General features: G+C 61.7%; 8 protein-coding genes. 4 read left to right on the top strand and 4 right to left on the bottom strand.

Annotation, left to right across the window (positions count from 1 at the left end):
• Positions 1-158 precede the first annotated feature (158 nt).
• Complete coding sequence (locus tag BT116_RS28070; RefSeq protein WP_072348846.1) at positions 159-1,793, bottom strand: methyl-accepting chemotaxis protein; 1,635 nt, start codon at positions 1,791-1,793, stop codon at positions 159-161.
• A gap of 274 nt (positions 1,794-2,067) precedes the next feature.
• On the opposite strand from BT116_RS28070, the gene BT116_RS28065 reads away from it, so the two are divergent.
• Together BT116_RS28065 and BT116_RS28060 are read left to right on the top strand one after the other, a co-directional pair.
• Positions 2,068-2,898 carry an undecaprenyl-diphosphate phosphatase gene (locus BT116_RS28065; protein ID WP_072348844.1) on the top strand — a complete coding sequence of 277 codons (831 nt, stop codon included), beginning with the start codon at positions 2,068-2,070 and terminating at the stop codon, positions 2,896-2,898.
• Positions 2,895-3,314: a DUF1294 domain-containing protein gene (locus BT116_RS28060; RefSeq protein ID WP_072348843.1), complete on the top strand. Its 420-nt coding sequence runs from the start codon at positions 2,895-2,897 to the stop codon at positions 3,312-3,314. The genes BT116_RS28065 and BT116_RS28060 overlap by 4 nt, the downstream gene beginning before the upstream one ends.
• Positions 3,315-3,318: 4 nt before the next feature.
• Here the strand turns inward: BT116_RS28060 and BT116_RS28055 are convergent, their stop codons facing one another.
• Together BT116_RS28055 and BT116_RS28050 are read right to left on the bottom strand one after the other, a co-directional pair.
• Positions 3,319-3,669, bottom strand: coding sequence for an MmcQ/YjbR family DNA-binding protein (locus BT116_RS28055; RefSeq protein ID WP_057449922.1), 351 nt, complete (start codon positions 3,667-3,669; stop codon positions 3,319-3,321).
• The gene (locus tag BT116_RS28050; protein WP_072348841.1) at positions 3,666-4,574 is read right to left on the bottom strand and encodes a LysR substrate-binding domain-containing protein; all 909 of its coding nucleotides are present in this window, start codon (positions 4,572-4,574) and stop codon (positions 3,666-3,668) included. Before BT116_RS28050 ends, BT116_RS28055 begins: the two co-directional genes overlap by 4 nt.
• Before the next feature lie 129 nt (positions 4,575-4,703).
• Between BT116_RS28050 and BT116_RS28045 the strand changes: the two genes are divergently transcribed.
• Positions 4,704-5,312: an FMN-dependent NADH-azoreductase gene (locus BT116_RS28045; protein WP_072348839.1), complete on the top strand. Its 609-nt coding sequence runs from the start codon at positions 4,704-4,706 to the stop codon at positions 5,310-5,312.
• Positions 5,313-5,496: 184 nt separating this feature from the next.
• The gene (locus BT116_RS28040; protein WP_072348837.1) at positions 5,497-6,534 is read left to right on the top strand and encodes an alpha/beta hydrolase family protein; all 1,038 of its coding nucleotides are present in this window, start codon (positions 5,497-5,499) and stop codon (positions 6,532-6,534) included.
• On the opposite strand, the gene BT116_RS28035 is transcribed toward BT116_RS28040, so the two are convergent.
• Entirely contained in the window at positions 6,528-7,721 is a 1,194-nt protein-coding gene (locus tag BT116_RS28035) for an MFS transporter (RefSeq protein WP_072348835.1), read from the bottom strand. The two genes, BT116_RS28040 and BT116_RS28035, sit on opposite strands and share 7 nt — an antisense overlap.
• Positions 7,722-7,816: the final 95 nt, after the last annotated feature.

Genomic DNA, 7,816 nt, shown 5'->3' with positions numbered 1-7,816 from the left:
GAGCGTCACGGGATGCATTACCACGCAGAGCGTGGGAACGATCGGGTCGCGGGGACGGTGGAAGATCGTTCCTCACTCCGCGTGGGAACGCCGCCAGGGACGCTCCGCGTTCCGCTTCTTCTAATCAAAAGCCCGCTCTCACAGGGGGCTACCGATCTTTAGACCCGGAACTGCGTGAGCAACCCGTTCAACTGTTCACTCAATGCCTTGAGGCGGGTGCTTGCCTGGCTGGATTGTTCGGCGGCCATGGCCGTGCTGTGGGACAGGCCGGCAGCCTGGGTGACGTTCTGGTTGATGTCTTCCACCACATGGGCCTGTTGCAACGTGGCGCTGGCGATGGAGGCGTTCAGGCTGTTGAGATTGCGCAGGGCTTGGCCGATGGCGTTGAGGCTGGCACCGGCCAGGCCGGCCTGTTCGATGGTCAGTTGCGAAGCACGGCTGCTGTCGCCGATGACTTTCACGGCGGCTTCGGAATGGGTTTGCAGGCGCTCGATCATCGCCTGGATCTCTGCAGTGGACTTCTGAGTACGCTGGGCCAGCAGCCGCACTTCATCGGCGACCACCGCGAAGCCCCGGCCTTGTTCGCCGGCGCGGGCGGCTTCGATCGCGGCGTTGAGGGCCAGCAGGTTGGTCTGCTCGGCAATGGAGCGAATCACCTCCAGCACGCTGCCAATCTGGGTGCTTTCACTCGCCAGGGTGCGGATCACTTCCACCGCCTGGTCGATGGTCTGGGACAGGCGGTCGATCTGCTGCAAGCTGCCATCGATGTTGACCTGGCCTTGCTGGGCCTGGGATTCGGCGTCGCGCATCTCATTGGCCGCGTGCTCGGCGTTCTTGGCCACGTCCTGCACGCCATAGGTCACTTCATTGATCGCGGTCGCCACCAGCTCCATTTGTTGCGACTGCTGCTGGCTGCGTTCCTGGGCCTGCGCCGCGTCGTTGCCCAATTCACTGGAGGATTGCCCCAGCGCACTGGCCGAAGCTTGCAGTTGAGTCACCACTTGCCGCAACTTGGCGGTAAAGGCGTTGAAATGCCGCGCCAGTTGAGTGACTTCGTCCTGGCCGTGGGTGTCGAGGGTGCGGGTCAGGTCACTCTCGCCGCTGGCGATGTTGGCCATGGCGTTGACCGTTTCCTGCAACGGGCCGACGATGCTGCGCACGATCAGGGTCAACAGCAGGCCCATGAGCAGGGTGATGACCAGTCCAACCACCGAGGCCTTGATCACCTGGGATTGGAACTCGGCCTGGACGTCATCCACGTACACGCCTGAGCCGATGATCCAGCCCCAGGGCTCGAACAGTTGGACGTAGGAGGTCTTGCCCACCGGGGCCTCGGCGCCCGGTTTCGGCCAGAGGTAATTGATCATGCCGGCACCTTTGGACTTGGCGATGGCAACCATTTCGTTGAACAGCGCATAGCCGTTCGGGTCACGGATGGCCGAGAGATTCTGGCCTTCAAGCTTCGGGTTGGTCGGGTGCATGATCATGACCGGCGTCAGGTCGTTGATCCAGAAATAGTCACTCTGGTTATAGCGCAGGCCACGTACGGCGCTGAGGGCCTGCTTTTGCGCGGCGTCACGGGTCAGGGTCCCGGCAGCTTCCAGGCCTTGGTAGTAAGTCAGCACGCCGCTGGCGGTCTGTACCACATGCTGGGTTTTCTGCACCTTGGCTTGGTAGAGGTCGCTGTGGATCTGTTTAAGCATCAAGGCGCCGAGCGTGAACAACATCACGATGGCCACGACCAGGATGAGCCACAAGCGTCGGCTGATCGACACACTGCGCAAGCTATTCATACGCTGTCACTCCGGTTTTTTATTCTTGTCATATCGACGGCCGGCACTGTAGCGCCCGGCCGCTATCGGTCATTGACCTGAGTCACAACGCGGCAGCGTTATCAGGGCTTGTCTGATAGGATTTCGGCCCCGCAGCGCAAAACCTGAGCCGGTTCTCATTTTTCATTGGTTTTTTTTGAAAGGTCGCGGTTATCGTGCACCCGCTGCGAGGGGACCTGCATGACACTTGAATATTGATAAGACCTGCATGAACAGCGTCTTTTTTGGGGGATGAATGGATTTGTGGACCGCCTTTTCGGCACTGATTCTTGGCGTAGTAGAAGGCTTGACGGAGTTTCTGCCGATTTCCAGCACCGGGCACCAGATTATTGTTGCCGACTTGCTGGAGTTCGGTGGCGAGCGTGCGATGGCGTTCAACATTATCATCCAGCTCGGCGCGATCCTGGCGGTGGTCTGGGAGTTCCGCCGCAAGATCTTTGACGTGGTGCTGGGCCTGCCGACGCAACCCAGCGCCCGCCGCTTTACCGCCAACCTGCTGATCGCCTTCCTGCCCGCCGTGGTCTTGGGCGTGCTGTTCGCCGACTGGATCCACCACTACCTGTTCAACCCGGTCACGGTGGCCACCGCGTTGGTGGTGGGCGGCCTGGTGATGCTCTGGGCCGAGAAGCGCCAGCACCAGGTGCACGCCGAAACGGTGGACGAGATCTCCTGGAAAGATGCGCTAAAGGTCGGCCTGGCCCAATGCATTGCGATGATCCCAGGCACCTCCCGTTCCGGCGCGACCATCATCGGTGGCCTGCTGTTCGGGCTGTCGCGTAAAACCGCTACCGAGTTTTCGTTCTTCCTGGCGATGCCGACCATGGTTGGGGCGGCGGTCTATTCGGGCTACAAATACCGTGAACTGTTCGTCCCGGCGGATTTCCCGGTGTTCGCCATTGGCTTCGTCACCGCGTTCATTTTCGCCATGATTGCGGTCAAGGGCCTGCTGCGATTCATCGCCAGCCACAGCTACGCCGTGTTCGCCTGGTATCGAATCGCCTTCGGCCTGTTGATCCTGGCAACCTGGCAGTTCGGCTGGGTGGACTGGACCGCTGCCAAGCCATGAACCCATCAGGCAGGCGCAAACACGCCGGGCGCAATGCTGAAGGCACCGTGCAGCATCTGCGGCTCAAACTGATAGTGTTTGCGCTGCTCTGTGCCTTGCCGTTGTTCGGTTCGCTCCTGTTGGGGCTGCGGGCGGTGTCGTGGGTGCCGATGGTGGCTTATGGCGGCGTCAGCGTGGTGGCTTTCCTGCTGTACTGGAGCGACAAGCGCAAGGCGCGCGCCGACACCTGGCGCACCCCGGAGAACGTGCTGCATGCGGTGGAGCTGGCCGGCGGTTGGCCGGGAGCCTTGCTGGCCCAGCAGTTGTTTCGCCACAAGACTCGCAAAGTGTCGTTTCAGGTCGTGTTCTGGTTCATCGTGCTGTTGCACCAGGTGTTCTGGATCGACCAGCTGTTCCTGGGCAGCTCTCTGTTCTGAATGACTAGAGCAACAAGCCCACCTGGGTGCGCTTGGGCAATTTGCTGACCACCAATTGGTGTGAGCGTTGCAGCAGGCCACGCAACTCTTCGGCCCCCAGCGGGTAGGGCACTTGCATGATGACCCACTGGGCCCGCGCCAGGTAAGGCGCGGGGTGAATGCCCGGCCGGTCGCAATGGCCCAGGAACAGATCCTTGTCGACCTTGAACGCCAGCGAGTCGCCTCGCAGGCCCTGCAGGGCGAACATCTTGTTCCCGGCAATGGAAAACACCCGCACGCCGCCCCATTTGTAGTCCTCCCTGGCGCCGGGCAGGCCCAGGCAAAACTGCGCGACATCCTCTTCGCTCAACTTCATATCGTTCTATCTCCACAGCCCTCGAAGGCTTCCACCAAATGATCGATCCATGCACGCACCGCTGGCAGCACGCCACGCCGATGCGGGTAGACCGCCTGGAGCCAGCCATCGGGCGATGACCATCCAGGCAAGAGTTCCACCAGTGTGCCGTCCTGCAATTCCTGCTCGCAATACATGCTCGGCAATAAAGTGAAGCCCAGGCCGGCGAGGGTGCAGGCCCGGCGCACAATGAAGTCGTCGATACCCAGGCGGGCTTCCAGGCTCAGTTCCACACGCTGCCCATCGGCGCTGACCAGGCGCAGGTGCACCTGGCGATCGGCTTCTAATGCCCCCAGCACCGGCAATTGCTTGAGATCGTCCGGGGTTTCGATCCGCCGTCCTGCGACAAAGGCCGGGCTGGCAACCATCATCAGCCGTGCCTGGCGCAGGCGCCGGGTCATCAGTAAGGGATCCTCGTCCCCCAGATCGCGCACGCGCAACGCCACATCGATGCCTTCACCGATCAAGTCCACCCGCCGGTTGAGCAGGGTCATATCCAGTTGCACCAAAGGGTATTTCACCAGGAAGGTTTCGATTATCGCCGGCAGGAACTGGTGGGCCAAGCCCACCGGACTCGACACCCGCAATCGGCCGCGGGGTTCGCTGGACATGCTCGCCACCGCTTCGTCGGCCATCTCGGCCTCCAGCAACATGGCCTGGCAATGGCGCAGATAACGTTCGCCGACCGCGGTCAATTTCAATTGGCGGGTGGTGCGCTGGAGCAACCGGGCGCCGAGGCGTTCTTCCAGCTCAGCGATACGCCGCGATAACCGTGACTTGGGAATGCCCAGCGCGCGCCCAGCCGCCGCGAAACCGCCGGCTTCGACGACTTTGGCGAAGTAATACAAGTCATTGAGGTCTTGCATGTTGAACTCGATTGTCCTGTCAGTGGGACAAACTATCGCATTTATGCTGACTTATCGATAATTGGCTTCATCGATAGGATGGTCGCCAATTGATCGCCTGGTTGCGGTCCTCATTTGGAGAGCATTGATATGAAACTGCTGCACATCGATTCGAGCATCCTCGGCGACAACTCCGCTTCCCGCCAATTGAGTCGTGAAGTGGTGGAGGCTTGGAAAGCTGCCGAGCCAGGCATCACCGTCACTTACCGTGACCTGGCCGCCGACGCCATCAGCCATTTTTCCGCCCAGACCCTGATCGCCGCTGGTACCAGCGCCGAGTTGCGCGACGCTGCGCTCAAGTACGAAGCCGACCTTAGCACCGAGACAATGGCAGAGTTCCAGGCGGCGGATGCGCTGGTCATCGCCGCGCCGATGTATAACTTCAGCATTCCGACCCAACTCAAAGCCTGGATCGACCGTATTGCCGTGGCCGGCCAGACGTTCCGCTACACGGAAGCCGGTTTCGAAGGCCTGTGTGGTGGCAAGAAGCTGGTGATCGTTTCCACCGCGGGTGGCTTGCATGCCGGCCAGCCAAGCAGCGTGGGGCACGAGGAATACCTGAAGGTGATGTTCGGCTTCCTTGGCATCACCGACATCGAATTCGTCCGTGCGGAAGGGCTGGCCAAGGGCGATGACATGCGCAATAAGGGCATGAACGAAGCCCAGGCGCAGATCGGCGAACAGTTCGCCGCTGCATAAAACCTGCGTAAAGGCAGCAAGCGCTTCGGGCAACCTTCGTAAAACCCTGTATTCTCGTCGTCATTGGATGGCCGGGATGCAGGGTTTTACTGCATTCGGCGCCTGGATTTCTGGCGCAGGTTATGCACGGCCAAGACTGCGAGCGACGGGGCCTTCCCGTGCGCTGGTGAAGGTGGATGATTCGATGATACGTTTTGGTGCAGCGCTGCTGCTTTGCTTGTTCGCCAGTCTCGGTCCAGTGCAGGCCGCACCGGGCCCACATCCGCATTGGAGCGCCGGTTTCCATGAGCTGAGCTTTCTCGATCCGCTGGATCAGCAGCCGATGCACGCCATCGCCTTTTATCCGTCCACCGACCGGGAACAGTCCAGCCTGCTGGGTGGCTACCAGATCGATGCCGCGCCAGACGCCCAGATCGCCATCGGCCGCTTTCCGCTGTTGATGCTGTCCCATGGCAACACCGGCACGCCGTTGGCCCTGCATGACCTAGCCACCTCGCTGGCACGCAAGGGGTTTGTCGTGGTGGCGGTGATTCATCCCGGCGACAATGCCCAGGATCACAGCCGGCTCGGCACCCTGAGCAACCTGTACGGGCGGCCGATCCAGATTTCCGAAGCCATCACCGCAACGCTCAATGATCCGATGCTGTCGCCGTTCGTCAACGCCGGGCAGGTCGGGGTGATCGGCTATTCGGCCGGTGGTGAAACCGCGCTGATCCTGTCCGGTGCGACGCCGGACCTCAATCGCCTGCGCCGCTACTGCGTGGAACGGCCGGACGACCGTGATGCCTGCAATACCCAAGGCGAATTGATCGCTGATCGCGATGACCTGCAACCAGTGGCCGACCCCAGGGTCCGGGCGCTGCTGCTGATGGCACCGTTGAGCCTCAAATTCGGTCGTCATACGTTGGCCGATGTCCATGTGCCGGTGTTGCTGTACAGCGGCGATGGCGACAAGCTCGTGGCTTTCGACAAGAATGCTGCCGCTCTGGCCCGCAAGCTGCCCACTGCGCCGGACTTCAAGACCCTGGCTGGCGCGGGGCACTTTGTCTTCCTCGCACCCTGCACCGATGAGCAGATCGCCGCGATGCCCGCGCTCTGCACGGATGCTGACGGTGTCGACCGCAAGGACATCCACCGCACCATGATTTCCGAGGCCAGTCGCTTCTTCGGCGAGGCCTTGGGCAAGCCAACCCGGGCGGGGATGAGGACGGCCGATCAATAAGGTGCGTTTATAGCTCGGCGACGCAGCAGCAAAGTCAGGCCCAGTCCAGTGACGGACAACAAGGCGGCGCAGAAGAAGATCGACGAATAGCCCTGGTTCAACGCCACCGCCCCCATCAACGGGCCGGCAATCGCCAGCGCCAGGTCAAAGAACACCGCGTAGGCGCTCAAGCCGGCGCCGCGGCTGGTGTTCGGCACTTGCTTGATGGCCTCCACCCCCAGCGCCGGGTATACCAACGATAGCCCGAAACCGGCCAGCCCAGCACCGACCAGGGCGAATGCGGTGGTCGGCGCCAGCCATAGCAATACCAGCCCGAGGGTTTCGATGCTCATGCAGGCAATGGCCGAGTTGAAGCCGCCGAAACGGGCAATGCTGGAAATGAACAGCAATCGCGCGAGGATGAAGCAGATACCGAACACCGTCAGGCACCAGGCCGCGCCGGTCCAGCCGCGACTGATATAGAACAGTGTGATGAACGTGGTGAGCGTGCCGTAGCCGATCGACGCGAGGCTCAGGCCCGCCCCGAACGGCGCAATGCGCCCAAACACCGCCCAGAAAGGCAAGCGCTCGCCGCGAATGACCGGCACCGACGGCTTGTTGCGAATGATCAACAGTGCCGCCCCGGCCAGCAGCGACAAAGCGACGCCCAGGCTGGCGAACCCCAGTTCACCGACCATCACCACCCCCAACGGCGCGCCAATAGCGATGGCCCCGTACGAGGCGATGCCGTTCCAGGAAATCGAGCGGGCGGTGTGCTCCACACCCACCTGGCCCATGCACCAACTGATGGTGCCCACGCCAATCAGCCCTTGGGCCACGCCAAGCAGCAGGCGCCCAACAATCAGAATCAATAGGCTGGGCAGGGGATAGCTTTGCAGCAAGGTCGAGAGCAGCGTCAGCACGCCGCTGAGCACAATCCCCGACAGCCCGTAGACGATCGCCCGCTTGGTGCCGACGCTGTCCGACAACCGCCCGGCCATGGGACGGCTGAGCAGGGTCGCCAGGTACTGTGAACCGATCGTCAACCCGGCCACCACCGCGCTGAAGCCCAGCTGTTCGTGCACATACCCGGGCAGCACGGCAATCGGCAGGCCGATGCAGAGAAAGGCGATGAAGGTGTAGAAAACGATGGAGACGATCTGCAGGGTGATCGATAGGGAACTGGGAGCAGAGGAGGGCGTGGGCATGGGGCTCGTTCGCGGGCGGCGGTAAGAGAGCCTCATCATGGCGCGAGGTGAGGATAAAAGAAAGCAGGCTAACTAAATGTGCTGGCACGGGATGC

This window comes from Pseudomonas sp. NFACC16-2 (genome assembly GCF_900119205.1).
GTDB classification, from domain to species: Bacteria; Pseudomonadota; Gammaproteobacteria; order Pseudomonadales; family Pseudomonadaceae; genus Aquipseudomonas; species Aquipseudomonas fluorescens_Q.
This window is presented reverse-complemented; position numbering and strand designations above follow the sequence as displayed.